We start from the raw sequence: 25,739 nt of genomic DNA on the forward strand, positions 1-25,739 counted from the left end.
TCGGGGGCCATCCACTACAACGGCCCAGTCCGTGTGACGTTCCGGCGCTCGCGGCCGAGCATCGAGGCGACGTAGGCCTCGACGCTGGCCTCCGGCACGTTCGAGACACCCAGGCCGCCGCGGTCGAGGACCCGGCGCAGGGCCGCACCGATCGACGCAGCGTCCATGGCCGCGGACTCGCCACCGCCGGTGGCCGACGCCTCGGCGGCACGCACCGCCGACCCGGCAGTCACCACGGGCACCCCCGCGGCGAGCGCCTTGCCCATGATCCCGCTCGGTCCGTTGTTGGTCATGACGAGCGCCACGGCGTCGGCCGCGGCCACCAGCTCGTCGAGCTCCTGGTCCGGCAGGAACCCGCTGCGCAGGACCAACCGGTTCCGATCGGTCTGCTCGAGACGGCCGGCCCAGGACGCGACGCCCTCGGAGAGCCCCCCGCCCAGCACCAGGTCGGCCTCGACACCCCCCGCGAGCATCGCCTCCCAGACCAGGTCGGGGTGCTTGCGCTCGGAGACCCCGCCGAAGATCCCGACGAGCCGGCGGTCGGCCGGCAGACCGTGACGCTCACGCAGCTCGGCGCGGTCGCGGGAGTGGGCGGCGCAGCGTGCCGGGTCGCGGGTGCGCCTGACGATCCAACCACGGGAGAGGTCGTCGCGACCGGCGAACCCGGCCACCCGGTGCAGGCCACCGGTCAGCATCGCGAGCACGGCGAGCAGGGCCTTGGGGATCCGCAGCCGCCAGCCGACAAGGTCGGTGGGACCCAGGCGTGCCGGGTAGCGAGTCAGCATGAACACGACCCGTGGCCGTCGGCGCAGCCCGAACGCCCGGAGGGCTTCCAGCCACCAGCGCCTGAGCGCCGTGTCGGCATCGAGGACCACCACCGTGTCCCCCCGCGACGCGCGGCGCGACACCTCGAGCGCCAGCGTCCGCGTCGAGGGGTACTCCTGCTCGAAGACGCCTTCCACGCGCACGCCCTGCAGCGGGGCGAGGAAGGTCTCGTGGGCGGGGTCGGTCAGCGCGCCGCGCGAGGTGAGCACGACGACGTCGTCGTCGCGCGCCACCACCTCGGCCACCATCGCCACGGTCTGGAAGCGATGTCCGCTGGGCGACGGCTCGACCAGGACCGTCCTCGCCCTCATTCGGCCACTCCTTCAACGGGTGTCGGTCGAGCTCGGTCCACGCCGTGAGGATATCGTCCCGGCCCGGTGCCCGTCCCGGTCGCGATGGCCTCGGCGAACCGCGGGGCCAGTCGAACCGACTGCGCGGTGGTGATGTGGAAGCCGTCGCGGTACACCCAGTGGTCGCCGTCGTTGGCTCGACAGGTCGAGCCGGGACACAGCGCGTCCCGCAGGTCGAGCTGGCCGACCCCGACCGCTGCCGTCACTGTTCGCTCGGCCTGGAGCCCGAGCGCCTGGAGGTGGTCGAGGTCGCTGCGGAGCAGCGCCGGGGAACATCGCCCGACGTCGCCGCGCAGCTCGGGCAGGTGGCACGCCGCGGGGGTCCACACCGTGGTCCCCTCATCGCCGGAGACGAGGTGGGGGATGACGTTGACCAGCAGCACCTGGTGGCCTGCGTCCTTCAGGGCCGTCAGGGTCCGCGTCAGACCTGCTTCCCACACGTCTTGCTTGTCCTGCGCCGAGCCCGCACTCCGCCCGGAGAGCGGGTCCACGAGGGTGACCCCGTCGAGCTCGATCATCGCGTTGGCCGAGGCGGTCACGACGATGGTCGCTGGTTGCTCGACCAGCCAGGCGAGCGATGCCGTCACGAAGGCGCGGCACTGTCTCCAGTCGAACCCGGACTGCTCGATCAGGATGTCGACGAAGGGGCACGCCGACATCGTCCCGAGGATCAACGGCCGGTCACGCTCCTCGGCCACGTCCATGAGTGCGTCGGCGTACTGGCCCGCGTTGGAGTCCCCCACCAGGACGATGGGACGGCCGCCACGGTCGCCGCCGATGGTGCAGGCGGACTGGTCCCTCTCCCTCTCACCGACTGGGACAGCGGTGTGGCAACCGATCGCGTAGCCCGCGGGCACCGGTGTGACCTGCTCGCCCATGGCGGCGATGCCCGCGTCCTGCCACGATGCGCTCGCTCCCGACTGGAGCACCGTCGCCAGCGTCAGGGGCACCGCGATGCTCACCGCGGCGACCCGCGCCGCAGAGAGCCGCGGCGTCGGTGAGCGGCGTCGGCCCGACCCGTGCCGGATGGGCTCCTCGACGTACCGGTAGGCCACGAGGGCGACCGGAAGTGCCAGCACGGCGGCGGCGACGGTGACCCAGGTGCGACCCGGCCACGCCGCCGCCGAGAACGCGATGAACGGCCAGTGCCACAGGTACCAGCTGTAGGACAGGTCACCCAACCACGTCAGGGGCCTGGACGAGAGCGCCCCGCCGAGCACGCCAGGGCCCGAGGCACAGGAGGCGAGGACGAGCGCCGTGCCCACGACCGGCAGGAGCGCCAGGTAGCCGGGGAACACCGCGGTCTCGGGGATCAGGATCGCCGCGCCGACGACCGTGAGCGCACCGACCCATCCGAGCGCCGTCGACGCCGCTCCCGACCACACCCGGCCACCGGCCACCCAGACGGCCACGAGCCCGCCGGCCGCGAACTCCCAGGCGCGGGTCGGTGCGGAGTAGAACGCCACCGCCCGGGCCTTCGTCAGGCCGGAGAGATCGGAGTACGTCAGAAGCAGCAGGACCGCGAACGACACCGCACAGACGAGGACGAGCATGCCGGTCACGGTCCGGAGCATCCGCCCCCGGAAGAACCGCCGTCCGGCCCACCAGCCGACGGCCAGGACGGCAGGGAAGACCAGGTAGAACTGTTCCTCCACGGCGAGCGACCACGTGTGCAGCAGCGGGAGCGCCGTGGGGGAGGCGTCGAAGTACCCGCCGGTGACGAAGTACAGGGCCGCGTTCGCGACCCACAGGCTGGCCCCACCGGCGGTCAGCGCCGTCGACTGCTGGGCCCCGAACGGCGACTGCAGGGCCATCGACGCCAGGAGCGTGACGCACAGCATGACCGACAGTGCGGGCAGGAGCCGGCGCACGCGACGGCCGTAGAACCGACCGAACCGGACCCGACCGTTCGCCCGGACCTCCCGGAGCAGCAGCGCGGTGATCACGAACCCGGACACGACGAAGAACACGTCGACCCCGATGAATCCACCCTGCACGGGGAGGCCGGCGTGGTAGGCCACCACCAGCAGCACGGCGATGCCGCGTAGTCCTTGCACGTGGGGCAGTCGCCGCGGTGTCCGGGCGGGCCCGTCCCGGGAGTCGCCCCGGGCCTGCTCAGACGTGGTGGGAGAGCCCATGAGTGTCCTTTCCGGACACGAGCGACGAAATCTGCACGACTCTATTGCCTGCGAGCCGTCCGGGCAGCCCTTTCACCGAAGTGCGCGCAGCTCTGCCTGACGGGGGCTCGGCCAGGGTCCCGCCGCTCTGGGTCGGCTAGCGTGGGTCGGAACTGTCGTCGTCCTGCGAGGCCTGCGGAGAGGGCAAAACGTGACGTGTGACTGCTGCGGCTCAGCCGAGTGGGTTCCCCTGTTCTCCGAGAACGGCCTGCGACTCGGCCGGTGCCCGGACTGCGCCCTGCTGTACGTGGACGACATCCCCGACCCGACGGCCCGGATGACCGAGATGGAGGAGGGCCACTACGCCGGGACGCAGCAGATCAACGAGGCCGTCAAGCAGAGCGCCGGTGAGGTCATCCAACGCGATCGCTTCCAGGCATTCGTCGACCTGGCGCGCCGTCATCGAGGCGACGGCCGGTGGCTCGACGTCGGGTGCGGCGGCGGACTGCTGCTCTCGCTGGCTCGCGACGCGGGCTACGACGTCGAGGGGATCGAGCTCAGTGCCGACCGACGTGCGCTGACCGAGGAGGCGACCGGTGCGACGGTCCACGGCGTGCCGTTGGAGGACGTCGGGTACCCGGACGATGCGTTCGACGTGGTGAGCCTGATCAATGTCTTCAGCCACCTGGTGAGCCCGGCCCGCACGTTCGCCGAGCTGCGCCGCCTCCTGCGTCCCGGGGGGATCGTCGTCATGGCGACCGGGGAGTTCACCGCCGGTGTCAGCAAGGGCGACATGCTGGCGTGGAACCTCGGCGACCACCTGTACTTCCTCGGCGACGGGACGATCGAGCGTTACGCCGCCGCGAGTGGACTGCGCCTCATCGACCACGAGCGACGGTGGCTCCCCGATGAGATGTTCAGCCGGGAGTGGCTCCGGGTGAAAGGGCGTTCGGGCCCGAAGAACGCCCTCAAGACGATCATCGACCGGACTCCCGGTGGCCTACGACTGCTGCGTGCGGTGATGCTGCGACGCCAGGCAGACAGCTCCGCCCACTCGGGGACGTTCGTCCTCACCCCAGCTGCCTGAGGACCTGACCGGCGTCGCGCACTGGCCCGCACGCAACCACCACCGGTCGCGCAACCCGACCCACGACACGCCCGGGCCCCGGCAGGGGTCCGGGCCCTGGGCGGGAAACAGAACAGCGGGGGTCCCAGGCCGTGGGCGGGACCGAGCCAGCACCAACCACCACCGGCCGCGCAACCCGGCCCACGACCCCGGCCGGGCCCCCGGCGGGGTCCCGGGCCGTGGGCGGGAGTTCAGGACCGGGTGGCCTCGACGGCGAGCTGGGCGCCGCCCTCGCTGGTGCGTACGTCCAGGCCGGAAAGCTCGGGACGGTCGCTGGCTCCGGTGGGGGTTCGGACGACGTCGGTGAAGCCGGCCGACTCGAGCTCGATGCGCAGGGTCTCGAAGTCGAAGACGTAGCCCTCGTGGTGCCCGAACGCACCAATCGGGATGCGCAGCACGTCGATCGGGTGCTCCACCACGAGGCCGAGGTTCCGGTAGTGGCGCGCCGCGGCATCCTCGAGCGCCGGCTCGCCGGAGAGGTACATCTCGACGTGGGCGCGGACGTCGGGGGTGATGAGTCTGATGACTCCGCCCGGCACGAGGCACCGATGGGCCTCGCGCAGCATCCGGCGGGTGGCCTCCAGGGTCAGGTGCTCGATGACGTTGTCGGAGTAGACGTGCGAGACGGCGCCGGCCTCCAACGGCCACGGCGAGGTGGCGTCGAGGTAGTTCCGGGTGACGGCGTTGACGTTGGTGACCACCCACCCCTCCCGCGGGGAGAGGCCCCCGATCTCGAGCTTGAACGGTCGCGGCGCGACGGCGAAGGCCCGCTTGGCGCGCCCGCGGGCCAGGGGGGTGTTGATCGTGAGCACGGCGGCGCGGACGACCTTGCGGAGCGTGGGGTTCACGCAGCGGAGACTACCGGCAGGCTGCCGCCCGGGACTGTGGTTCGTGCGGACGCGCCGATGGAGCGGGGGTCACAGAACAGTCGGCCCTCGTCCCTACCGTGGGGTGGAGACGGAGGTGGACCATGAGCGAGCTGACGGCACCGCACCACTGGCTCGGGGCCATGACGTGCGAGACGTGTGAGGGTGACATCGACTTCCCGGACGAGTACGCCGAGCTGGGGGTGTGCCGGCACTGCGGCATCGCCTTCCTCGTCGATGCCGACCAGCACCGGCGGGGGTGCGGGGCCGTGGGCCGCGACGAGCGCCGGCGGGGGCGCGGGGCCGTGGGCCGCGCAGGCAGCAGCCGCGCTTCCTGAGCGCCGTACGATTCAGGCGTGAAGTTCCTCAACGATCTTGAGCCCGCGCACGACCTGACGTACAACGACGTCTTCATGGCGCCGGGCCGGTCCGACGTCACGTCCCGCTTCGACGTGGACCTGTCCACCAGCGACGGCACTGGCACCACGCTGCCGCTCGTGGTGTCCAACATGACCGCGGTCTCCGGACGCCGGATGGCCGAGACGATCGCGCGACGCGGCGGCATCGCGATCATCCCGCAGGACATCCCGATCGATGTCGTGGCCGACACGGTGGCACGGGTCAAGGCCGCCCACACGCTCTATGAGACCCCCGTGACGGTCACCCCGTCCACCACGATCGGGGAGACGCTCAGCCTCATCCCCAAGCGTGCGCACGGCGCCGCGGTGGTGGTGCAGGACTCCCGCCCACTCGGGATCGTCACCGAGCGCGACGGCGCCGAGGTGGACCGTTTCACCCAGGTGCGCGACGTCATGGCCGACGACCTCTTCACCGTCCGGGCCGGGCTGGACCCGCGGGAGTACTTCAACCTGCTGGCCACGTCGCACATCGCGGCGGCACCCGTCATCGACGGCGACGTCCTCGCCGGAGTGGTGACCCGCAAGGGCGCGCTGCGCTCCACGATCTACGAGCCCGCCGTCGACCCGCAGGGGCGGCTGGTGATCGGCGCTGCGGTGGGCATCAACGGTGATGTCCGGGCCAAGGCCGAGGCCCTGCTGGAGGTCGGGATCGACGTCCTCGTCGTCGACACGGCGCACGGCCACCAGGGCAAGATGATCGACGCTCTCCCGGTGGTGCGCGCGGCACGCGACTCGCACGCCGAGCGCACCGGACGCCGGGTTCCCGTCGCGGCCGGCAACGTCGTCACCGCCGAGGGCACGCGGGACCTCATCGCCGCCGGCGCCGACATCGTGAAGGTGGGCGTCGGGCCGGGTGCCATGTGCACGACGCGGATGATGACCGGCGTGGGCCGTCCGCAGTTCTCGGCCGTCCTGGACTGCGCTGCGGCCGCGGCCGAGCAGGGAGCGTACGTGTGGGCCGACGGAGGTGTCCGGTACCCGCGCGACGTCGCACTCGCCCTGGCGGCCGGGGCCGGCAGCGTCATGATCGGCTCGTGGTTCGCCGGGACGCACGAGAGCCCGGGCGACCTGCGGGTGGGGGCGGACGGCCGCGAGTACAAGGAATCCTTCGGCATGGCGAGCGCCCGAGCGGTGGCCAACCGCACCAAGGACGCCGCCGGGTTCGAGAAGGCCCGCATGGCGCTGTTCGAGGAGGGCATCTCCACCTCACGCATGTTCCTCGATCCCGAGCGCCCCGGGGTGGAGGACCTCTTGGACGCCATCACCGCCGGCGTCCGCTCCAGCTTCACCTACGCGGGTGCGGCGAGTCTGTCGCAGTTCGCCGAGCGGGCCACCGTCGGCCTGCAGAGCTCGGCCGGCTACGACGAGGGACGCCCCCTGCACTCCTCCTGGTGAACCGAGGCCTGCGAGACAGGCTGCGACGGCGTGGTTATGGTGGTCGGGCCGTGACCAATCGCCATCGGGCCACCGCATCTCGGGGAGCGATCAAGTGTGCTGAAGACCATCGTCGGTGACCTCCGTGCGAACGTGCACCCCGGCTACCCGCCCAGGGAGTACTGGGCCCAGGTCTTCGGGCGGCTCCTGCTCTCCCCTGCCGTCCACTGCGTGATCCTGTACCGGCTCAGCTCCGCTCTCTACCGTCGCGGTCCGACCCGACCGTTGGCGTTCCTGCTGCGTGGGCTCTCGGTGGTGTGGGGCGGGACTGACATCCACCCCAGCGCCCGCATCGGGCCGGAGCTCGCGATCCTGCACAGCCAGAAGGTCACCATCGGCGCCGGTGCCACGATCGGCGCCCGGGCGCGTATCGCCCAGGGGGTGACCGTCAGCGGGGACCTCGGCCGTCACGTCGCCGATGAGTTCCAGATGCCTGCCATCGGCGACGACGTCACGCTCGGGGTGGACTCGATCATCCTCGGACCGGTCACCGTCGGCGACAAGGCTGCCGTCGGGGCGCAGTCCCTGGTCACGCGCGACGTCCCCGAACGGGCGGTCGTCGCAGGATCGCCCGCGCGCGTCATCCGGACGCTCGAGGAGCGTCACTCCGCCTGAGCCACCGAGCCAGCCCACGTCGCGCTCAGGCGCGGCGCTCGACCTCCCGGTCGATGCCGTCGAGCATGTAGGACAGTCCCAGCTCGAACGTCTGGTCCCAGGAGGCGTCGAAGCAGTCTTCGTCCAGGCTCGCCATGACGGGGAACTGCCCGGACTCCATCGCCGCGACGAGCGTCGGGAGCTGCGCGCTCCAGAACTCCTCGTCGCTCATCCCGGTCTCCGCGGCTGCCGAGGTGTAGAGGATCTCCTGACGCACCAGGCCCGTGACGTAGGCGTCCAGCGCGGAGATCACGACCACCTTCTCCTGGTCGGAGAACGGCAGTCCGCGGAGCCCGGCCATCGTCTCCTCCATCCCGGCGACGCTGCCGGGGCCGAGAACGGGACGGGACCAGTTGACCCCCATGAGCCACGGGTGGTCCAGGTAGAGGGCACGGCCCTGCCGGCCGGCGGTCTCGAGCGTCTCGCGCCACCCGCTGCCGGGGCTCAGCCGGCCCACCTGGGCCCCGCTGACGTGGTCGAGCATGAGGTTGAGCAGCTCGGTCTTGCTGGGGACGTAGCGGTACAGAGACATCGTGCCCATCCCGAGGGCTGCTGCCAGCTTGCGCATGGTCAGCGCATCGATGCCCTCGGCGTCGGCGAGCTCGATGCCGGTGCTGACGATCTGCTCGAGCGTCAGCGTCGCCTTGGGTCCCTTGCGGGTCTTCGGCAGGCCCTCCCAGAGCAGCCTGAGACTCGCGGACAGCGGGTTCTCCTCGGGCATGCGTCCCCCACAGCTCGTCGTCAGTTGTGTTCTGGGTACAGCGTACGCTAGTGTTCTGCGTGCGCTGTACCCAGAACTGAGGAGAACCCCGTGACCAGCCCTGCGCCCGCCTCCGGGCTCGCGATCCGAGCCAGCGGCATGACCAAGCAGTACAAGGAGAAGCTCGCCCTCGACGGCGTCGACCTCGCCGTCCCCCGCGGCACCGTGCACGGCCTGCTCGGCCCCAACGGCGCCGGGAAGACGACGGCCGTGCGCATCCTCACCACCCTGACCCGACTCGACAGCGGCGAGGCCTCCGTCGCCGGGTTCGACGTCCGCTCCCAGGCTCGCCAGGTTCGAGCGAGCATCGGACTCACCGGCCAGCAGACCGCGGTCGACGACCTGCTCACCGCCCGGCAGAACCTCACGATGTTCGGCCGGCTGTTCCGCCTGGACAAGGGGACCGCCCAGCGGCGGGCCGATGAGCTCCTGGAGCTGTTCAACCTCACCGAGGCAGCGCAGAGGTCGCCGAAGAAGTTCTCCGGGGGCATGCGTCGCCGCCTCGACATCGCCGCCAGCATGATCCTCGCCCCGCAGGTGCTCTTCCTCGACGAACCGACCACCGGCCTGGACCCGGCCGGCAGGCGCGAGGTCTGGCAGGCGGTGCGCGACCTCGCCGACCAGGGCGCCACCGTGCTGCTCACCACCCACTACCTGGACGAGGCCGACAAGCTCTGCGACCGGATCAGCGTGATCGATCACGGGCAGAACTTCGTCGAGGACTCTCCGGCGGGCCTCAAGCGACGCATCGGCGACGAGCGCCTCGAGGTCGTGGTCGCCGACCCCGAGGCACTGCCCCGGGTGGCCGAACTCATCGAGCGCGTCCTCGGTCTCGAGGTGGCCACCGAGGAGGCCGACGGCAGTCTCAGCGTCCCGGTTCCCGACGGCGTGAGCGCCCTGACCTCGGTGGCTGCCGAGATCCGCGCCCAAGGAATCGACGTCGCCGACATCGGTCTGCGTCGCCCCACTCTCGACGAGGCGTTCCTCCACCTGACCCACCGAGCCGACACCCCCCAGGAGGCCCTGCGATGACCAGCACCGACCACCAGCCCACACCCATCAGCCCGGTCTTCAACGACGGAGTGTCCACCGGCGCCGACGACTCCCTGGCCACACGCACGCTGTGGGCCGCCAAGGACTGCTGGACGATCGTCGTGCAGGAGTTCACACACCTGCTGCGCCAGCCCTCGACCTTCGCCTGGCAGCTCGGCATGCCGGTCGTGATGGTGCTGATGTTCGTCTACGTCTTCGGCTCTGCGATGGACGTCACCGGGCAGGGCGCGGGTGAGGGGTATGTCGACTACGCGATGCCTGGCATGTTCGCGATGACGATGGCCTTCGGCTTCATGAACACCGCGTTCGCGGTCACCCTGAACAAGGAGAAGGGCTTCGTCGACCGGTTCCGGTCCATGCCGATGTCCTCCTCGGCCGTGGTCACCGGCCGCGGGGTCTCCGACGTCATCCAGGCAGCCGTGGACCTGACCACCATCGCCGTGCTCGCCCTGATCATCGGCTGGCGCTCGAACGGGAGCCTGGGCGAGACGCTGCTGGCGTTCACACTGCTGCTGTGGCTGCGGCTCGCGCTGATCTTCATCGGCATCTACCTCGGCCTGCTCATCAAGAACACCGAGGTGGCCGGCTCGCTGTTCGCCGTCGCATTCCCGCTCGGGTTCATCTCCTCGGTCTTCGCTCCGCCGGAGATGATGCCCGGCTGGCTCGGCGCCATCGCGGCATGGAACCCGGTGTCCTCGACGGCCAACGCCATCCGCGAGCTCTTCGGGACGCCCGGGGCGGGCGTCGGCGAAGCCTCCTACTGGATCGACGGGCACGCCATGCTGGGAGCGGTCGTCTGGCCGGTCGTGGTCATGGCCATCTTCGTCCCCCTGGCCGTGCAGCAGTTCAAGAACCTGAGCAAGTAGCCAACCGTCATCCCCGGTCCAGGATGATCGCCAGGCCGCGGTCGAAGGAGTCGTCGAGGTCCGGATCGGGATCGACGATGCCGACGGCACCGGCCTGGCGGTGCAGCTGGGTGGCCTGGGTGTGCCCGACCACGTAGATGAACAGGGTGCGCGCGACGTCCTGGGTGGACCGGGCGGCCAGCGACGCCTCGAGGTCGGAGACGCCCAGGCGGAACGCGGAGGCCGTGGCCACCACCTCGGCACCGTCGCGGATCGACAGCATCGCCTCGCGCAGGCGGTGGGCCACCTTCTGCAGGTCGTCGTCGACCTCGACGTCAGCCACGATCCGCGCGGCCATGAGGCCGAGCAACGTCTGCTTGTCGGCGACGTGGTGGTACAGCGCGCTGGGTTGCACGCCCAGCTCGGCGGCGACTCGACGCATGGAGGAGAACTCCAGTCCGTAGGCGTCGAGCACCCGTAGGGCGCCGGAGACGACATCGTCCAGCGTGTTGGCCACGGCACTCCCCGTCCGGTCATGTCGCCCCAGGCTGACGACGTGTGTCACACTACCCGAACACCGTTCACCTGAACGCCGTTCAGGTGACCTGACCAAGGAAGACCATGACGGCCAACACCGACTCCAGCGGGTCCAGCACCACTGCACCTCGCCGCCGCTCCACCAGCACCGACATCGCCCTGATCGCCGCCTTCGCCGCGCTCATCGCCGTGTGCGCCCTGCTCCCAGCCATCCACGTCGGCGCCGGACTGGTGCCGATCACGCTGCAGACGTTCGGCGTGCTGCTGGCCGGGGCCGTGCTCGGCGCCAAGCGCGGGTTCCTCGCCGTGCTGCTCTACGTCGTCGTCGGTGCCGCCGGACTCCCGGTGTTCTCCGGCGGAAAGGCCGGACTCGGCGTCCTGACCGGTCCGACGGGCGGATACATCGTCGGGTTCGCGCTCGCGGCCCTGCTGTGCGGGTTCCTCGTCGAGCGACTCCCCCGCGGCACCGTCTCGCGCAGCGTCCCGCTCGTCTTCCTCGCCGGGATCGTCAGCAGCGCCCTGTTCATCCACACCCTCGGGATGGCCGGACTGGTGCTGCGCGCTGATCTCAGCTGGACCGAGGCATGGAACACCGACAAGGTGTTCTGGATCGGCGACGTCGTCAAGAACATCTTCATGGCCATCGTCGCCACCGCGGTGCACCGTGCCTTCCCCGACCTCCTGCGCCGTGCTTGACCGCCACCCGCCCCCGAGCGCTTCGCTGCGCTCCGTGCCGGTGGGTCCCTGCACGAAGCGCTTGGGCGGTACCCCCAGGCCCGGCACCCCCGCCGGGGCCGGTCACCCATGAGCACCCTGCAGCTCGACGACGTCGCCGTCACAGCCCCCACGGCCGACGGCGACGTCGTCGTGCTGCACCCCACCACCCTGACGCTCACCGAACGACGCATCGCGGTGATCGGCGCCAACGGATCCGGAAAGTCCACGCTCGCCCGGCTGTTCAACGGCCTGGTCGAACCCACCTCGGGCCGCGCACTCGTCGACGGCACCGACGTCACGAAGAACGGCCGCGACGTGCGCCGGCGCGTCGGGTTCGTCTTCACCAACCCGGCAGCCCAGCTCGTCATGCCGACGGTCGCCGAGGACGTCGCTCTCTCCGTCCGACACCTGCATCGCGGCAAGCAGGCGCGTCGCGATGCAGCCCTGGGCGTGCTCGAGCGATTCGGTCTGGCGGAGCTGGCCGACCGGAGCGTCCATACGTTGTCCGGTGGGCAGAAGCAGCTGCTCGCCGTGGCCGGCGTGCTGGCCACGGACCCCGACGTCGTCGTGGCCGACGAGCCCACGACGCTGCTCGACCTCGCCAACACCCGCCGCATCGGCGACCTGCTGCTCGGACTGGACCAGCAGCTCGTGCTGGTCACCCACGACCTCGAGCTCGCCGCCCGCTGCGACCGTGCCCTCGTCGTCCACGACGGCGCAGTGACCTTCGACGGGGCGCCTGACGACGCCGTGGCGCACTACCGCAGCCTGGTGTCCGGAGCAGGACGGCCATGAGCACCCCGAGCCTGCTCGGGCTGTACCGACCGGGCACGACGTGGCTGCACCGGCTCGGCGCCGGCCCCAAGTTCCTGGGGCTGGTCGCCCTGAGCCTCATGGTCGTGCTCGTCCGTGGCCCCTGGAGTGGCGTGGCCTTCCTGGGACTGGCCGTCGTGCTCACCGTGTGGTCGGCCGCGCGGCTGCGAACCGTGCTGCTCAGCCTGCGCGGCATCGCCGTCGTCGCCCTGATGCTCGGCGGCTACCAGGCGTGGCAACGCGGCTGGCCCGTGGCCGTCGAGGTGGTGGCCGACCTCTTCGCGCTCGTGCTCGCCTCCCTCGTGCTGACGGCCACGACGCCACTCGATGAGATGCTCGAGACGCTCACCCGCGCCCTGGGCCCACTGCGCCGACTCGGCGTGGACCCCGAGCGCGTCGCCCTGGCGTTCTCCCTCATGCTGCGCGCCGTCCCCGAGACCCTCACCCTCGGACGCGAGACCCGTGACGCCGCCAAGGCGCGCGGTCTCGAGCGCAGTCCGCGCGCAGCGCTCATTCCCTTTGCCATCCGGGTCGTCGCCCAGGCCCGCGAGACCGGGGAGGCCCTGGACGCGCGGGGGATCGCGGACTGAGCCCAAGGGCTCGGCGGATCGGTGACGAGGGCGCAGGAGCCGACCGTCCGAGGATGGCCAGCATCGTCCCGGGGAGGACGCAGGATGATGGACGGGGGGCTCCACTGACAACGTCATGATCGTCGCTCCACGCGACCTCGCCGTCACTCAACACATCGCCCCACTGCCGTGTCGTCGCGTACCGTCCTGCCGTGGACCTCATCGCCGCCGGGCTCGCCGGTGCCCTCGTCGTCGCCGTCGCAGTGGCGGCCTGGCACTCGGCGGCGAGGCGGCGTGACAGCTCGCTCGGCAGCGCCGACGACCTGGCCACCTACGCAACCCTCTACACCGCCTCCCGCGCGGCACCCGCCCTACGCGCCGGACTCGATGCCGAGGGCGCCCAGGCGGCCCTGCCACACATCCGTGCCCTGCTGGGCGAGGCGCCGACGAGCGTCACCGACGGGGCCGGGGAGCTGGCCTCCTCCGGCAGCACCGATCCGGAGGTCGCCGCCCCACTCGTGTCCCGAGTCCTCTCGGAAGGACGCACCCAGGCCTCAGACCGCGTGGTGGTGGCTCCACTGGCCGTGGAGGAACGGGTGGTCGGCACGCTCGTGGTCCACACCGAGCACCCGTCGGCCGGCCTCGTGCGAGCCACCACGGAAGTGGCGCGTTGGATGTCGGGCCAGATCGAGCTCGGCGAGCTCAGCGCCTCTCGCGCCGCCCTCATGGAGGCCGAGCTGCGGGCCCTGCGCGCGCAGATCTCGCCGCACTTCATCTACAACTCGCTCGGCGCCATCGCCTCCTTCGTGCGCACCGACCCCGAACGCGCCCGCTCCCTGCTCCTGGAGTTCGCCGACTTCACCCGCTACTCCTTCCGCCGGCACGGCGAGTTCACGACGCTGGCCGAGGAGCTGCGCTCCATCGAGCGCTACCTCGTGCTGGAGAAGGCCCGCTTCGGCGACCGGCTGCGTGTCACCTCCAGCGTCGCCCCCGAGGTCCTCAACGTGACACTGCCGTTCCTGGCGGTGCAGCCCCTCGTCGAGAACGCGGTCCGGCACGGCATCGAGCCCAAGGACGGACCGGGGCAGATCCGCCTGGTGGCCCGTGACGCCGGCGCGTTCTGCGTCATCGAGATCGACGACGACGGTGTCGGCAGCGATCCTGAGATCGTGCGCGAGGCCCTCGCCGGCCGAGGAGCCGGCGGATCGATCGGTCTGGCCAACGTCGACGAACGTCTGCGAGCCACCTACGGCGACCAGCACGGCGTCGTCGTGGAGACCGCCCCGGGCCTCGGCACCAAGGTCTCCCTGCGAGTTCCCAAGTTCGCGCCAGACGTCAGCGCCTGACAGCACTCCCGGCATTGCTGCCGTGATGGGCAGAGTTCTCCCGCGGTCATGGGAATCGTTGGTGTCGGCGGGGTCTGCGTCTGGGGTCCAGGGATGCGGGTGGGACGAGTTCGGGGATGCCGTCGGTGGTGAAGTGGATGTCCCAGCCGTCGGTGTGGAGGATCCGGTGGTGGTGGGGGCAGAGCAGGACTCCGTCCTTGAGGTCGGTGCGGCCGCCGTGGGCCCAGGACTCGCCGCCGTGGTGGACGACGCACCAGCCCGGCGGACGATCACAGCCAGGGAAGACGCAACCCTTCTGGGCGAGTTCTAAGGCTCGGCGTTGATGCAGCGAGTACAACCGCTTGTCCCTGCCGAGGTCGAGGGGGAGTGAGTCTCCGCCGTAGACGGCGGGCAGGATCCGGTGCTCACAGGCCATCCGCCTCGCCTGACCGGCGGACAGGGTCTCACCGGTGGACAAGACGGCGACCTTGAGCTGGTCGAGCAGGGTCTGGTGGTCGATGTTGATGGTCATGATCGGACCAACATTGTTGGTCTCCGGCAACCGGTCGACTGGCAGGAGCTCGCACAGGTGGGTGAAGGCCCAGCCCTGACGACGGCCATAAGACGGCCGTTCGTCCAGCAACACCCCACTGGTGGCGCGGGAGGCTTCACCTGGTCCAGTGATCTCGATCTGCGGGGCACACAAGGCTTCCAGTGCCACGCGCAGGTGGGCGGCTTGGGCTTCGGGGATCGTGAACCCGCCCTTGACGGTCCCATCGATCGGGGCGCCCATCCAGAACTCCGCAGTGTTCCAGGCACGCTGCTCGCGTGCCTGGACGATGTCGTTCTCACCCTCATCGACGCTCTCGGGTCTGATGAAGGAACCCACCACACGGTCGGCCTGGCGTTGGAGCTGACGCAGATCCATGTGCGGGGCATCGTCGACCAGCTGCGTCTCACACGCCTCCCGCACACCATCAGTCGTTGTCTCCGGGAGCAGGTCGAGGGCTTTCTCGATCACCCGCGCCTGCTTGGCACTCAACCGGCCTTGGGCCATGGCTTCATGGGACTGGGGTGTCTGCTCGATCTTCTTGGCCCGCCGGACCGTGCCACACGCACCACGACGATCGCCACCGAAGTCGTTCGACAACATCGACGCCGTCGACGTCGCCCCCTGCCGCCGCGCCTCACCCGAGGACTCGACCGCCGCCACCGCGGCCAGCTTGTAGGCCGTCACCCTCGCCTCCAGGCGAGACAGCGAGGTCGCCGCTTCACGCTGCTGCGACCCACTCAATCCTGTGAACTCAGAGGTCTCGATCGAGCCCAGGACCTCATGCACCCGCGCGAGCTTGTCCACCACAGAAGCAGTGGCCTCCAGCACCGGCGCCGCCAACGGAAACACATCCCCTCTCGATCAAGGAATCCTTGAATCGCTGTTGTGTTCCAATACTAGACGACCCCGCCGACACCCACCAGAGACACGTTCGAACCTGTGGACAACGCCATTCTTGGAGGCGGCGCACTCCAACGCTGTGAGTGACTGACGAACGCGCCCTACACTCACATCCGTGAAGGAGCCCCCCGCCTCGGCCGCGACCCTGCGCGTCCTGGTCGTCGACGACGAGCAGCCCGTGCTCGATGAGCTGGTCTGGCTGCTCGAGCGCGACGAGCACGTCGCCCACGTGCGCACGGCGTCCTCGGGCACAGAGGCGCTACGCGTGCTCGACGGCGGCGAGATCGACCTCGCCTTCCTCGACATCGCCATGCCGGGTCTCAGTGGCCTGGAGATCGCCCGCCTGCTGACCCGCTTCGCCCGGCCACCCAAGATCGTCTTCGTCACCGCCCATGAGAACCACGCCATCGAGGCGTTCGAGATGAACGCCGTCGACTACCTCCTCAAGCCCCTGCGCGAGGAACGACTGCGCGAGAGCGTGCGCCGTGTCGTCGAGAACAACGAACGACACCCGAACGGCGGTGACGAACGCATCGCCGTCGAGCTCGCCGGCGTCACCCGCTTCATCCAGCGCTCCACCGTCACCGACGTCGAGGCCGAGGGCGACTACGTCCGGCTGCACACGGTCGACGGTGAGTCGCACCTCGTCCGGATGCGGCTGACCCACGTCGCCGAGCAGTGGGCCGCGCACGGGTTCGTGCGTGTGCACCGCAGCCACGTGGTGAACCGGCACCACATCCGCGCGGTCCGCCAGTCCGGAGGGCGCACCACGCTCGTCCTGCCCGCCGGGGATGCCACCCTCGACGTCGACGTCGCCCGCCGCCACCACCGCGACCTGCGCGAGCTCCTCCATGACGACGCCTGAGCGGCCCCACACAGGCCAGCCCCACACTGATCAGCCGCACACTGATCAGCCGCATACTGGGCGGGTCCGCGTCACCAGTCCGCTCGCCGACGCTCCCGCCGCGCAACGCCGCAGCGCTCGCCAGGAGATCGCGGAGTCCACCACCGTCGGCACCGTGTACGTGCGCTCACTGGTGCGCGCCCAACGCCGGGCAGCCATCGTGACGTCGGCGCTCGCCATCGTCACCATCGGCGTGCTGCCGGTGCTGTTCTGGTCCGACGTCGCGGTCCGGTCCTGGCACGTCGGGCCCGTCCCCCTGGTGTGGGTCGTCCTCGGCGCAGGCGTCTACCCGTGGGTCTGGTGGCTCGGCCGCGCCAACGTGGCACGGGTCGAGCGCAACGAGTCCACGTTCGGCTCGCTCATGGACTCGCCCACCGACCCGCCGTCCCCACCCCGATGAACCCCACGGCAGGGCTCGCGGCCATCTGCGTCGTCGTGCTCGCGACGCTGCTCATCGGCGCGCTCGCGATGCGATGGAGCCGCACCACGAGCGACTTCTACGTCGCCTCCCGCAGCGTCAGCCCGTGGCTCAACGCCTCGGCGATCGGTGGCGAGTACCTCTCGGCCGCATCGTTCCTCGGTGTCGCCGGCCTAGTGCTGATCGGCGGCGCGGACATGCTCTGGTACCCGATCGGATGGACCACCGGCTACCTGCTGCTGCTGGTGCTGGTGGCCGCACCCCTTCGCCGCTCCGGCGCGTACACGATCCCCGACTTCGCAGGATGGCGGTTGCAGTCCACCGCGGTCCGGCAGGTCAGCACCGTGCTGGTGGTCGGCGTCGGCTGGCTCTACCTCATGCCACAGTTCCGCGGCGCCGGCGTCACGCTGCAGGCGGTCACCGGTGCTCCGACCTGGGTGGGCATCGTCGTGGTGGCAGCCGTCGTCGCCGTCCTGGTGGCCTCCGGCGGGATGCGCTCCATCACCTTCGTGCAGGCCTTCCAGTACTGGCTGAAGCTGACCGCCCTGCTCGTGCCACTCGTGTTCCTCGTCCTGGCCTGGCGCATGGACGGCTCGCCCCCACCGGTCGATGGCCTGGGCTGGAGCATCCCGGCCGTCGACCTCGGCCCCGAGCGGCTCTACACCGCCTATGCCATCCTCACCGCGACCTGCCTGGGGACGATGGGCCTGCCGCACGTCGTGGTGCGCTTCTACACCAATCCTGACGGAGCCGCGGCGCGCCGCACCACCTTGATCGTGCTCGGCCTGCTGGGCCTGTTCTACCTCCTGCCGACGGCCTACGGAGCCCTGGGCCGCATCTACGCCCACGACCTCACGGCGTCCGGTCATGCCGAGACCGTCGTCCTGGAGCTGCCCGAGCGCATCCTCAGCACGGGCGCGGACGCGCTCGGCGCGCTGCTGCTGGCCGGAGCGTTCGCGGCCTTCCTGTCCACGTCGTCCGGACTGACGATGGCGATCGCTGGTGTCGTCGGACAGGCCATCGACCGCCGACGCTGGTTCGACGGCAGGCTCTCGGGCATCGCCTCCCTGCGGGTGGCCGCCCTGACCTGCGTGTTCCCGCCGGTGGCCCTCGCCCTCTACGGCGGCAACGTGTCGATCGCGATGTCGGTGACGTTCGCCTTCGCGCTCGCCGCCTCCACCTTCTGCCCTCTGCTCGTGCTGGGCATCTGGTGGCCCCGCCTGACCCGCCACGGCGCCGTCGCCGGCCTCGTCGGAGGCGGCATCACCGCCGGCATCACGCCGCTCATCACGATCTCCCTGGCCCCGGACGGCTGGATCGGCCTGCTCGTCGCCCAACCGGCGCTGTGGAGCGTCCCCCTGGCCTTCTCCCTCATGGTGGGGGTCTCGCTGCTCACCGCCGCGCCGCGGCCGGACGACGTCGGCCAGGTCTTCACGCGACTGCACACCCCCGAGCGGACCTAGTTGCCCTGCGGCGGTGCCGGCCAGCTCCCCCGGCGCCCGGACGCGCGAGTCACCAGAGACCGCCCAACCGTTCACCGACCATCGGCCACCGCTCGTCGCTGCCCGGCCACCGTGTGGCGCAGGCCACCCTCCTCTGGACGACCCGGTGCCATCCAGAGGTGGCACCCGCGCCGGGCTCGCCCTAACGTCGTCGAGAAAGACCTGTGAATGGACTGATGGCCTGTGAACACAGTCAGGAAGGACCGCCGCCCCGACGGTTCGGCCCACTGCCCTGCGGCCCCCCAGGGCGGGCCGCGCACGAGTCGCGGACAGCGGTCCGGGCCGATCCGTGCACGAGCTCACGGCCCCACCCACGGCAACGCGACCGCAACCCGGGGTGAAGCAGTCTGTGCGCTGGGCCACAATGCAGATGTACCCCACCGAGGAGAGACCCGATGAGTGAACAGGGAATCAGCAACCTGTCGACCGAGGAGCGCCGTTTCGACCCGCCGGCCGACCTCGCTGCCCATGCCAACGTCACCGACGCCACCTACGTGCAGGCCGCCGACGACCGGCTGGCCTTCTGGGCCGAGCAGGCCCGGCGCCTGGACTGGGGCACCGACTTCGAGCAGGTCCTGGACTGGAGCAACCCTCCTTTCGCCCGGTGGTTCGTCGGGGGCAGGCTCAACGTGGCCCACAACTGCGTCGACCGACACGTCGAGGCCGGTCACGGAGACAAGGTCGCGATCCACTTCGTCGGCGAGCCTGGCGACACGCGCGACCTGACCTACGCGGACCTGAAGGACGAGGTGTCCAAGGCCGCCAACGCGCTCATCGACCTCGGCGTGCAGACCGGTGACCGGGTGGCGATCTACATGCCGATGATCCCGGAGACGGTCGTCGCGATGCTGGCGTGCGCTCGCCTGGGAGCACCGCACACCGTGGTGTTCGGGGGGTTCTCCTCCGACGCCCTGTCCAGCCGTGTCGACGACTGCGGCGCCAAGGTGATCATCACCGCCGACGGCGGCTACCGGCGCGGCAAGCCGTCCTCGCTCAAGCCCGCCGTCGATGAGGCCATCGCCAAGCTGGGCGACGCCTCACCCGTGGACCACGTCCTGGTGGTGCGTCGCACCGGTCAGGACGTCCAGGTCACGCAGGGGCGCGACGTCTGGTGGCACGACGTCGTCGACAACGCGTCGCCGGAGCACACGCCGGAGCAGTTCGACGCCGAGCACCCGCTGTTCGTCATGTACACCTCGGGCACCACCGGCAAGCCCAAGGGCATCCTGCACACCAGCGCCGGCTATCTCGCGCAGTCGGCGTACACCTTCTGGGCAACGTTCGACCACAAGAGCGACGACGTCTACTGGTGCACCGCTGACGTCGGCTGGATCACCGGTCACTCCTACATCACCTATGGCCCCACTGCGGCGGGCGCCACCCAGGTGCTCTACGAGGGGACGCCCGACACGCCGCACAAGGGCCGCTGGTGGGAGATCGTCGACGCCTTGGGCGTCACGCTCTTCTACACCGCCCCGACGGCCATCCGCACGTGCATGAAGTGGGGTGAGCAGATCCCGGCCGAGCACGACCTGTCCAGCCTGCGCATCCTCGGCACGGTCGGTGAGTCCATCAACCCCGAGGCCTACATCTGGTACCGCGACACCATCGGCGCCGGTCGGACCCCCATCGTCGACACCTGGTGGCAGACCGAGACCGGCGCCCACATGATCACGCCGCTGCCCGGCGTGACGTCGGCCAAGCCCGGTTCGGCCATGACCCCGTTCCCCGGCATCGCGGCCGACGTCGTCGACGACTCCGGCACGCCGGTCGGTGACGGTGAGGGCGGCTATCTCGTGCTCACCGAGCCGTGGCCGTCGATGCTGCGCACCATCTGGGGCGACGACGAACGCTTCAAGGAGACGTACTGGAAGCGGTTCGAGGAGCAGGGCTACTACTTCGCCGGTGACGGCGCCAAGAAGGACGAGGACGGCGACATCTGGCTGCTCGGCCGCGTCGACGACGTCATGAACGTCTCCGGCCACCGACTGTCCACCACCGAGATCGAGTCGGCGCTCGTCTCCCACCCCAAGGTCGCCGAGGCCGCCGTCGTGGGCGCCGACGACGAGACCACCGGCCAGGCGGTCTGCGCCTTCGTCATCCTGCGCGAGGCGGCCGGAGACGGGGGCGAGGACGTCGTGGCGGAGCTGCGCCAGCACGTGGCCGGCCAGATCGGCCCGATCGCCAAACCGCGCCAGATCATGGTCGTCCCCGAGCTCCCCAAGACCCGCTCGGGCAAGATCATGCGTCGCCTCCTGCGCGACGTCGCCGAGCACCGCGAGGTCGGCGACGCGACCACGCTGGCCGACTCATCGGTCATGGACCTCATCACCGCCGGTCTGGGCGACGCCAAGAACGACGAGGACTGACCTGCCAGATTCGTGAGCCCGTGCACCCACGTCCGTCGCGCTGGGTGCACGGGCTCACGAATCTGGCGTGCTCAGCGGATAGAGTCACGACCATGAGTCAGCAGCACGACGACCCGACCACCGGCAGGGACGACGACCCGACCATCGGCAGGATCGTCGCGGACATCACGCGCGACCTCAACCTGATCGTCCAGCACCAGGTCGACCTCGCCAAGCGCGAGGTGATCACGAGTGCCAAGGTGGGCGGGATCGGGGCCGCGATGTTCGCGGTCGCCGGCTTCCTGGGCCTGCTGGTCATCATCCTGTTGTCGATCGCGTTCGCCCACCTGCTGTCCATGACCGGCCTGCACCTCGCCTGGTGCTACCTCATCGTCGCCGGGGCCTACGTGCTGCTCGGCGTCGTGCTCGTCCTGGTGGGGGTCCGGCTCATCAAGAAGGTCAAGAAGCCGGAACAGTCGATCGAGGCGGCCAAGAAGATCCCGGCCGCGCTCAAGGGCCAGACGTCCTCGGCCGGCGCGCACCGCGCCGGCTCCGCGCCCGCGTCAAGCTGACACCGTCGCGATCAGCGCCGCACGATCCTGGACCCGAACCCGACGAGCATCGCGACCCCGCCCACGACCACCGTCACCAGCAGCCACTCCTCGAAGGCCGCCGTGGCCCGAGCGGCGAGCAGGTCGCGCATCGTCGCGGCAAGCTCGCTGTCCGCCGCTCTGGTGGCGAGCAGGTCGGGAACGGCACGGTTGGCGGCCAGCATGAGCACGCCTCCGGCACCGACCACCCCGAGCCCCCAGAACCCGAGCGCCACGCTCCGGCGTCGCGCCAGCAGCACCGACCCGAGGCTCGCGAGCACGGCGACGGCCCCGCCGAGCGCAGCCTGCGACGGAGCTGCCCGCACCGCCTCGATCGCCCGGGGCTGAACCTCGCGCGTCACCGGCACCACGATCGTCTCCGGCGAAGGAAGGGCCACGGGCAGGTCATCGGCGATCTCGTCACCGACGAGGTCGACGATCGGGCCGATGTCCAGGACGAGACGTTCCTGCTCGCCGTCCTCGAACGTCGCCCGGTGGGAGGCTCGCTGGCTCTCACGCCACGCCTCGGGGAACTGCGGATCATCCACCAACCTCGTGAAGGCCCGGTCCACCAGCTCGCGGAGCAGCTGTTGGCCGACCGGCAGGCCGGTGGTCTCGACGACCGCGTCCGCGACCCCCGCGGAGAGGGCGTCGCCCAGCTCGTCGTCGGTGGCGAAGGGCGCGGTGAGCTCGACGAACCCGTCCTCGTCGGCAACGTTCAGCGCCACCCACGCCACCGGCAGCGTGACGGTGATCGCCGCGACGGCCACGATCCACAGCAGCCCGGAGGCCACCGACCGGATCATGTGCATCCTCCGGTGTCGACACTCTGGTTGGTCGACAACCCCTCGGCGGCGTTCTCCGCCGCAGCATCGGCGGTCACCGCGTAGCCCGTGGCGCTGTCGGAGATGGAGGCGGCGAAGATGACGCCGAGGACGTCGCCGTCGGGTGAGATGAGCGGCCCACCGGAGTTGCCCGAGCGCACCAGGCCGCGGATGGAGAACGTCTCGCGGAGCACCTCGCCGCGGTCGTAGATGTCGGGGCTGCGCAACGTCAGCTGTTCACGGATACGCGCCGACCGGGCGTCGAAGGGCCCGTTCTCGGGGTAGCCGAGCACGGCCGCAGGCTGACCGGGAGAGCCGGACTCGTCGAACTCCAGCGCCGGGACGCCCAGATCCTCGGTGGCGATGACGGCGAGGTCGAGCTGGGGGTCGAAGACAACCACCCGGCCCGGGACGCGCCGCTGGCCCACCGTGACCTCCGGCTGGTCGACGCCGGCGACGACATGGGCATTGGTCATGACCCGGCCGGGACCGTAGACGAACCCGGACCCCTCGATGCCCTTGCCACACTCGGCCTGACCGAGGATCTTGACGACGCTCCCGGCGGCCTCGCGCACGCCGGGCTCGTCGAGGGTCCCGTCATCGGGTGGGCCGATGGCCTGGATCTGCTCCGGGGAGAAGGGATCCATGTAGCGCGGGAACAGGTTGGCATCGAGCACCCTGTTGAACGCTCGCAGCGCCTCGGACGCGCGGTTGGGCATGACCCCGTCGACCTGCCCGAGGATCGAGGACTCCCTCGCGGAGGAGGAGAGGTACGGGATCGAGGCGCCACTCACCGAGTACCCAAGCGCCCACGTGGCGACCAGCACGGTGACGATGCTCAGGGCCCCGCCGCCGACGGCGTCGACCGTGCGGCCGGTGGTGGACTGCAACCCTCCTCGCAGGTCGGTGCCGATGTAGGTGCCGATCGCCTGACCGATGGCCGCCGCACCGATGACGAGACCGAGAGCCAGCAGTGACGTCTGCAGGGTCGCCGCGCCGGAGGAGTCCAGCAGCATCGGGACGGCGAAGATCGCCGAGCCTCCGCCGACCAGCAGTCCGACGGTGGCCACGAGGTTGACCACGAACCCCTGGACGTAGCCGGAGACGGCGTACGCCACCACGATGACGACCAGGACGACGTCGAGGGTGTTCACGTCAGGTCCGGCAGGTCGCGGACGACATCCTCGTCCCAGGGTTCGGCCCAGCCGACACGGTCCAGCAGCCGGGACAGGACACCGGCGGTGAATCCCCACAGCGGCATCTCGGTGCCGATGTCGAAGGCGGGGCCCCGCCAGCCCGACGGGTGCACGACGGTGAACCGTCGGGCCGGGTCGGTCAGCAGCCGCAGGGGCTGCTGGATGACGGTGCGGACCTCATCGGGGGAGCGCGGCTTGAGCCGACGTGGCGTCGACCAGTGCCCGAGCACCGGGGTGACGCCGAAGTTGCTGGGCGGGAGCCAGAGCCTCGGCAGCACACCGAAGACGTCGACCGACGCGCGCTCCAGCCCGACCTCCTCCTCGGTCTCGCGCAGCGCGGTGGCCACGGCGTCGTCGTCCTCGACGTCACTGGCGCCGCCAGGGAAGGAGATCTGACCGGCATGGTTGCGCAGCGTCGGCGCCCGCTCGGTGAGCAGGACCTCGGGTCCTTGGCTGCCGTCGGCGAAGCAGATGAGGACGGCGGCGGGGCGAGCGTCGTCGGGCGGATGGGGAAAGCGGGGGGCGAGCTGCTCGGCGCGGACCGACGACGCCAGCTCCGCCAACGGCACCAGCCACTGCGGCAGCCTCTCGGTCAGCCCGTCGGACAGCTCCGTGCGGGTCATGGTCGAACTCCCAGGTGTCGGTCGAGGGCGGCGGTCAGGTCGCCGTAGGAACGGTAGGGCGTGCGCTCCGTGGCCACCATGATCCCCTGCTCGTCCACGAAGACGGTCTGCGGGAGGCCGACGACGCGCAACGGCGCTCTGGTGAGCTGATCGGGGTCGAACAGCTGAGGGTAGGTGACACCGCTGCGTTCGGCCAGCTCGAGCGCAGCCTCCGGGGCACGGTCGGCGACGTCGATCCCGATCACGGAGACCTCCTCGCCGGCCTCCTCGTCCAGACGCGCCAGCAGCGGAAGCTCCTCGCGACAGGGCTTGCACCAGCTGGCCCACAGGTTGACGACGGCGGGGCCCTCGATCCTCGACAGATCGACCGGCTCCCCGTCGTGCAGGCAGGTCAGGTGCAGCTCCGGCAGCGGGGCACCCGCGTCGTCAGCAGCCTCGTCTTGCGGCACGTCGCCAGGGTCGCCTCCTGGGGCAGGCCCGCCCTGGGCCGGTTCGGGGCACTCCCGCAGCCCGATCTGACCGGCCTGCTGCACGAGGGCGTCGAGGTCGGCGTCGCCGCCGTCGGTGTCGAACGTCGGCGCACCACCCGGCTCCGTCCCGCACCCCGCGAGCAGCAGCAACGCCGCGAGGGTGCCCAGGAGGCCCTTCACGCCCGACCCTGCGTCGTGACCAGACCCTCGGCGACGACCGGGTCGGTCGGGCCCACACCGAACGAGGGACACCAGTGGGCCACCGGGCAGGCGCCGCACGCCGGCCGGCGCGCGTGGCAGCGGCGACGGCCGTGCCAGATCAGGCGGTGGCTGAGCATCGTCCACTCACGACGTTCGAACAGGGCGCCGACGGCGTGCTCGGTACGAACCGGATCCTTCAGGTCTGACTCGTCGATCCACCGGAACCGGGCGACCAGACGGGCGAAGTGCGTGTCCACCGTGATGCCGGGGACGTCGAAGGCGTTGCCCAGCACGACGTTGGCCGTCTTGCGACCCACACCGGGCAGCTTGACCAGGTCTGCGAGCCGACCGGGCACCTGTCCCCCGTGTCGTTCCACCAGGGCTGCCGACAACCCCAGGATGCTGTCCGTCTTGGCGCGGAAGAATCCGGTGGAGCGGATGACGTCCTCGACGTCGGCCCGCTCCGCCCCTGCGAGGGCGTGGGCGTCGGGCCAGCGCTCGAACAGTGTCGGGGTGACGGCGTTGACCCTGCGGTCGGTGGTCTGGGCCGACAGGACGGTGGCGACGAGCAGCTCGAAGGGGTCGGTGAAGTCCAGCTCGCAGCCTGCGTCAGGGTAGGTGGCTGCGAGGACGCGATTGATCTTTCGCGCCCGTCGGACCAGGGCGGTGCGGGACCCGTCTGGAGCGTGGGGCGGCACACTCGGGGCAGGACTCGACACGCCGCCAGAGTACGTGGCGCTTCGATCCACGGCCCGGCGTGTGGAAATCTTGTCCCCGGTAGGACAGACTGTGAGCGACCT

At 70.6% G+C, this 25,739-nt stretch carries 26 protein-coding genes; 15 read left to right on the forward strand and 11 right to left on the reverse strand.

All coding sequences use genetic code 11. The features are described from left to right. Positions 1–14: 14 nt before the first annotated feature. Positions 15–1,136 carry a hypothetical protein gene (locus ACEVFP_RS18535; protein WP_375001004.1) on the reverse strand — a complete coding sequence of 374 codons (1,122 nt, stop codon included), beginning with the start codon at positions 1,134–1,136 and terminating at the stop codon, positions 15–17. Further along, the gene (locus tag ACEVFP_RS18540) at positions 1,133–3,313 is read right to left on the reverse strand and encodes an acyltransferase family protein (protein WP_375001005.1); all 2,181 of its coding nucleotides are present in this window, start codon (positions 3,311–3,313) and stop codon (positions 1,133–1,135) included. The genes ACEVFP_RS18535 and ACEVFP_RS18540 overlap by 4 nt, the downstream gene beginning before the upstream one ends. Before the next feature lie 190 nt (positions 3,314–3,503). On the opposite strand from ACEVFP_RS18540, the gene ACEVFP_RS18545 reads away from it, so the two are divergent. Beyond that, positions 3,504–4,379, forward strand: a complete 876-nt coding sequence (locus tag ACEVFP_RS18545) for a class I SAM-dependent methyltransferase (protein ID WP_375001006.1) — start codon at positions 3,504–3,506, stop codon at positions 4,377–4,379. A gap of 230 nt (positions 4,380–4,609) precedes the next feature. On the opposite strand, the gene ACEVFP_RS18550 is transcribed toward ACEVFP_RS18545, so the two are convergent. Further along, a complete protein-coding gene (locus ACEVFP_RS18550; RefSeq protein ID WP_375001007.1) occupies positions 4,610–5,266 on the reverse strand; it encodes a methyltransferase domain-containing protein in 657 nt (218 codons plus the stop codon). 122 nt (positions 5,267–5,388) lie between these two features. Between ACEVFP_RS18550 and ACEVFP_RS18555 the strand changes: the two genes are divergently transcribed. The 3 genes from ACEVFP_RS18555 (at position 5,389) to ACEVFP_RS18565 (ending at position 7,752) form a co-directional block, all read left to right on the forward strand. Then, on the forward strand, positions 5,389–5,622 hold the full coding sequence (locus ACEVFP_RS18555; RefSeq protein WP_375001008.1) for a hypothetical protein: 234 nt from the start codon (positions 5,389–5,391) through the stop codon (positions 5,620–5,622). Positions 5,623–5,640: 18 nt separating this feature from the next. Beyond that, entirely contained in the window at positions 5,641–7,098 is a 1,458-nt protein-coding gene (locus ACEVFP_RS18560; RefSeq protein ID WP_375001009.1) for a GuaB1 family IMP dehydrogenase-related protein, read from the forward strand. A gap of 96 nt (positions 7,099–7,194) precedes the next feature. Next, on the forward strand, positions 7,195–7,752 hold the full coding sequence (locus ACEVFP_RS18565) for a serine O-acetyltransferase (RefSeq protein WP_375001010.1): 558 nt from the start codon (positions 7,195–7,197) through the stop codon (positions 7,750–7,752). Positions 7,753–7,777: 25 nt separating this feature from the next. Here ACEVFP_RS18565 and ACEVFP_RS18570 read toward each other — a convergent pair whose 3' ends face one another. Beyond that, the gene (locus ACEVFP_RS18570) at positions 7,778–8,512 is read right to left on the reverse strand and encodes a TetR/AcrR family transcriptional regulator (protein WP_375001011.1); all 735 of its coding nucleotides are present in this window, start codon (positions 8,510–8,512) and stop codon (positions 7,778–7,780) included. Between the two features lie 90 nt (positions 8,513–8,602). On the opposite strand from ACEVFP_RS18570, the gene ACEVFP_RS18575 reads away from it, so the two are divergent. Together ACEVFP_RS18575 and ACEVFP_RS18580 are read left to right on the forward strand one after the other, a co-directional pair. Then, positions 8,603–9,583, forward strand: coding sequence for an ATP-binding cassette domain-containing protein (locus ACEVFP_RS18575; RefSeq protein WP_375001012.1), 981 nt, complete (start codon positions 8,603–8,605; stop codon positions 9,581–9,583). Continuing rightward, positions 9,580–10,470, forward strand: coding sequence for an ABC transporter permease (locus ACEVFP_RS18580; RefSeq protein WP_375001013.1), 891 nt, complete (start codon positions 9,580–9,582; stop codon positions 10,468–10,470). The genes ACEVFP_RS18575 and ACEVFP_RS18580 overlap by 4 nt, the downstream gene beginning before the upstream one ends. Positions 10,471–10,477: 7 nt before the next feature. On the opposite strand, the gene ACEVFP_RS18585 is transcribed toward ACEVFP_RS18580, so the two are convergent. Next, positions 10,478–10,966 carry a TetR family transcriptional regulator gene (locus ACEVFP_RS18585; RefSeq protein ID WP_375001014.1) on the reverse strand — a complete coding sequence of 163 codons (489 nt, stop codon included), beginning with the start codon at positions 10,964–10,966 and terminating at the stop codon, positions 10,478–10,480. Positions 10,967–11,070: 104 nt separating this feature from the next. Between ACEVFP_RS18585 and ACEVFP_RS18590 the strand changes: the two genes are divergently transcribed. From ACEVFP_RS18590 to ACEVFP_RS18605, 4 genes are all read left to right on the forward strand, one after another. Further along, positions 11,071–11,682, forward strand: a complete 612-nt coding sequence (locus ACEVFP_RS18590; protein WP_375001015.1) for a biotin transporter BioY — start codon at positions 11,071–11,073, stop codon at positions 11,680–11,682. 108 nt (positions 11,683–11,790) lie between these two features. Next, positions 11,791–12,498, forward strand: coding sequence for an energy-coupling factor ABC transporter ATP-binding protein (locus tag ACEVFP_RS18595; protein WP_375001016.1), 708 nt, complete (start codon positions 11,791–11,793; stop codon positions 12,496–12,498). Beyond that, positions 12,495–13,106, forward strand: coding sequence for an energy-coupling factor transporter transmembrane component T family protein (locus tag ACEVFP_RS18600; protein ID WP_375001017.1), 612 nt, complete (start codon positions 12,495–12,497; stop codon positions 13,104–13,106). The genes ACEVFP_RS18595 and ACEVFP_RS18600 overlap by 4 nt, the downstream gene beginning before the upstream one ends. 191 nt (positions 13,107–13,297) lie before the next feature. Continuing rightward, entirely contained in the window at positions 13,298–14,431 is a 1,134-nt protein-coding gene (locus ACEVFP_RS18605; RefSeq protein WP_375001018.1) for a sensor histidine kinase, read from the forward strand. Between the two features lie 46 nt (positions 14,432–14,477). Here the strand turns inward: ACEVFP_RS18605 and ACEVFP_RS18610 are convergent, their stop codons facing one another. Next, complete coding sequence (locus ACEVFP_RS18610) at positions 14,478–15,812, reverse strand: DUF222 domain-containing protein (RefSeq protein WP_375001019.1); 1,335 nt, start codon at positions 15,810–15,812, stop codon at positions 14,478–14,480. Positions 15,813–15,978: 166 nt separating this feature from the next. On the opposite strand from ACEVFP_RS18610, the gene ACEVFP_RS18615 reads away from it, so the two are divergent. The 5 genes from ACEVFP_RS18615 to ACEVFP_RS18635 all read left to right on the forward strand — a co-directional run bounded on the left by ACEVFP_RS18615 (position 15,979) and on the right by ACEVFP_RS18635 (position 21,607). After that, the gene (locus ACEVFP_RS18615) at positions 15,979–16,728 is read left to right on the forward strand and encodes a LytR/AlgR family response regulator transcription factor (protein ID WP_375001020.1); all 750 of its coding nucleotides are present in this window, start codon (positions 15,979–15,981) and stop codon (positions 16,726–16,728) included. Further along, a complete protein-coding gene (locus ACEVFP_RS18620; RefSeq protein WP_375001021.1) occupies positions 16,715–17,167 on the forward strand; it encodes a hypothetical protein in 453 nt (150 codons plus the stop codon). Before ACEVFP_RS18615 ends, ACEVFP_RS18620 begins: the two co-directional genes overlap by 14 nt. Beyond that, positions 17,164–18,648 carry a cation acetate symporter gene (locus ACEVFP_RS18625; protein ID WP_375001022.1) on the forward strand — a complete coding sequence of 495 codons (1,485 nt, stop codon included), beginning with the start codon at positions 17,164–17,166 and terminating at the stop codon, positions 18,646–18,648. Before ACEVFP_RS18620 ends, ACEVFP_RS18625 begins: the two co-directional genes overlap by 4 nt. Positions 18,649–19,082: 434 nt before the next feature. Continuing rightward, a complete protein-coding gene (gene acs / locus ACEVFP_RS18630) occupies positions 19,083–21,056 on the forward strand; it encodes an acetate--CoA ligase (RefSeq protein WP_375001023.1) in 1,974 nt (657 codons plus the stop codon). 92 nt (positions 21,057–21,148) lie between these two features. Beyond that, a complete protein-coding gene (locus ACEVFP_RS18635; protein ID WP_375001024.1) occupies positions 21,149–21,607 on the forward strand; it encodes a phage holin family protein in 459 nt (152 codons plus the stop codon). An 11-nt stretch (positions 21,608–21,618) separates the two neighbouring features. Here ACEVFP_RS18635 and ACEVFP_RS18640 read toward each other — a convergent pair whose 3' ends face one another. The 5 genes from ACEVFP_RS18640 to nth are packed head-to-tail and all read right to left on the reverse strand — an operon-like array spanning position 21,619 to position 25,658. Further along, positions 21,619–22,431 (reverse strand): hypothetical protein, encoded by an 813-nt coding sequence (locus tag ACEVFP_RS18640; RefSeq protein WP_375001025.1) that lies wholly within the window; start codon positions 22,429–22,431, stop codon positions 21,619–21,621. Beyond that, complete coding sequence (locus tag ACEVFP_RS18645; RefSeq protein WP_375001026.1) at positions 22,428–23,603, reverse strand: MarP family serine protease; 1,176 nt, start codon at positions 23,601–23,603, stop codon at positions 22,428–22,430. Before ACEVFP_RS18645 ends, ACEVFP_RS18640 begins: the two co-directional genes overlap by 4 nt. Further along, complete coding sequence (locus ACEVFP_RS18650) at positions 23,600–24,268, reverse strand: NUDIX hydrolase (protein ID WP_375001027.1); 669 nt, start codon at positions 24,266–24,268, stop codon at positions 23,600–23,602. Before ACEVFP_RS18650 ends, ACEVFP_RS18645 begins: the two co-directional genes overlap by 4 nt. Further along, positions 24,265–24,918 carry a TlpA family protein disulfide reductase gene (locus ACEVFP_RS18655; RefSeq protein WP_375001028.1) on the reverse strand — a complete coding sequence of 218 codons (654 nt, stop codon included), beginning with the start codon at positions 24,916–24,918 and terminating at the stop codon, positions 24,265–24,267. Before ACEVFP_RS18655 ends, ACEVFP_RS18650 begins: the two co-directional genes overlap by 4 nt. Then, positions 24,915–25,658, reverse strand: coding sequence for an endonuclease III (gene nth / locus ACEVFP_RS18660; RefSeq protein ID WP_375001029.1), 744 nt, complete (start codon positions 25,656–25,658; stop codon positions 24,915–24,917). The genes ACEVFP_RS18655 and nth overlap by 4 nt, the downstream gene beginning before the upstream one ends. Positions 25,659–25,739 lie beyond the last annotated feature (81 nt).

It is taken from the genome of Aeromicrobium sp. CTD01-1L150, from assembly GCF_041951745.1.
Taxonomy (GTDB): domain Bacteria; phylum Actinomycetota; class Actinomycetes; order Propionibacteriales; family Nocardioidaceae; genus Aeromicrobium.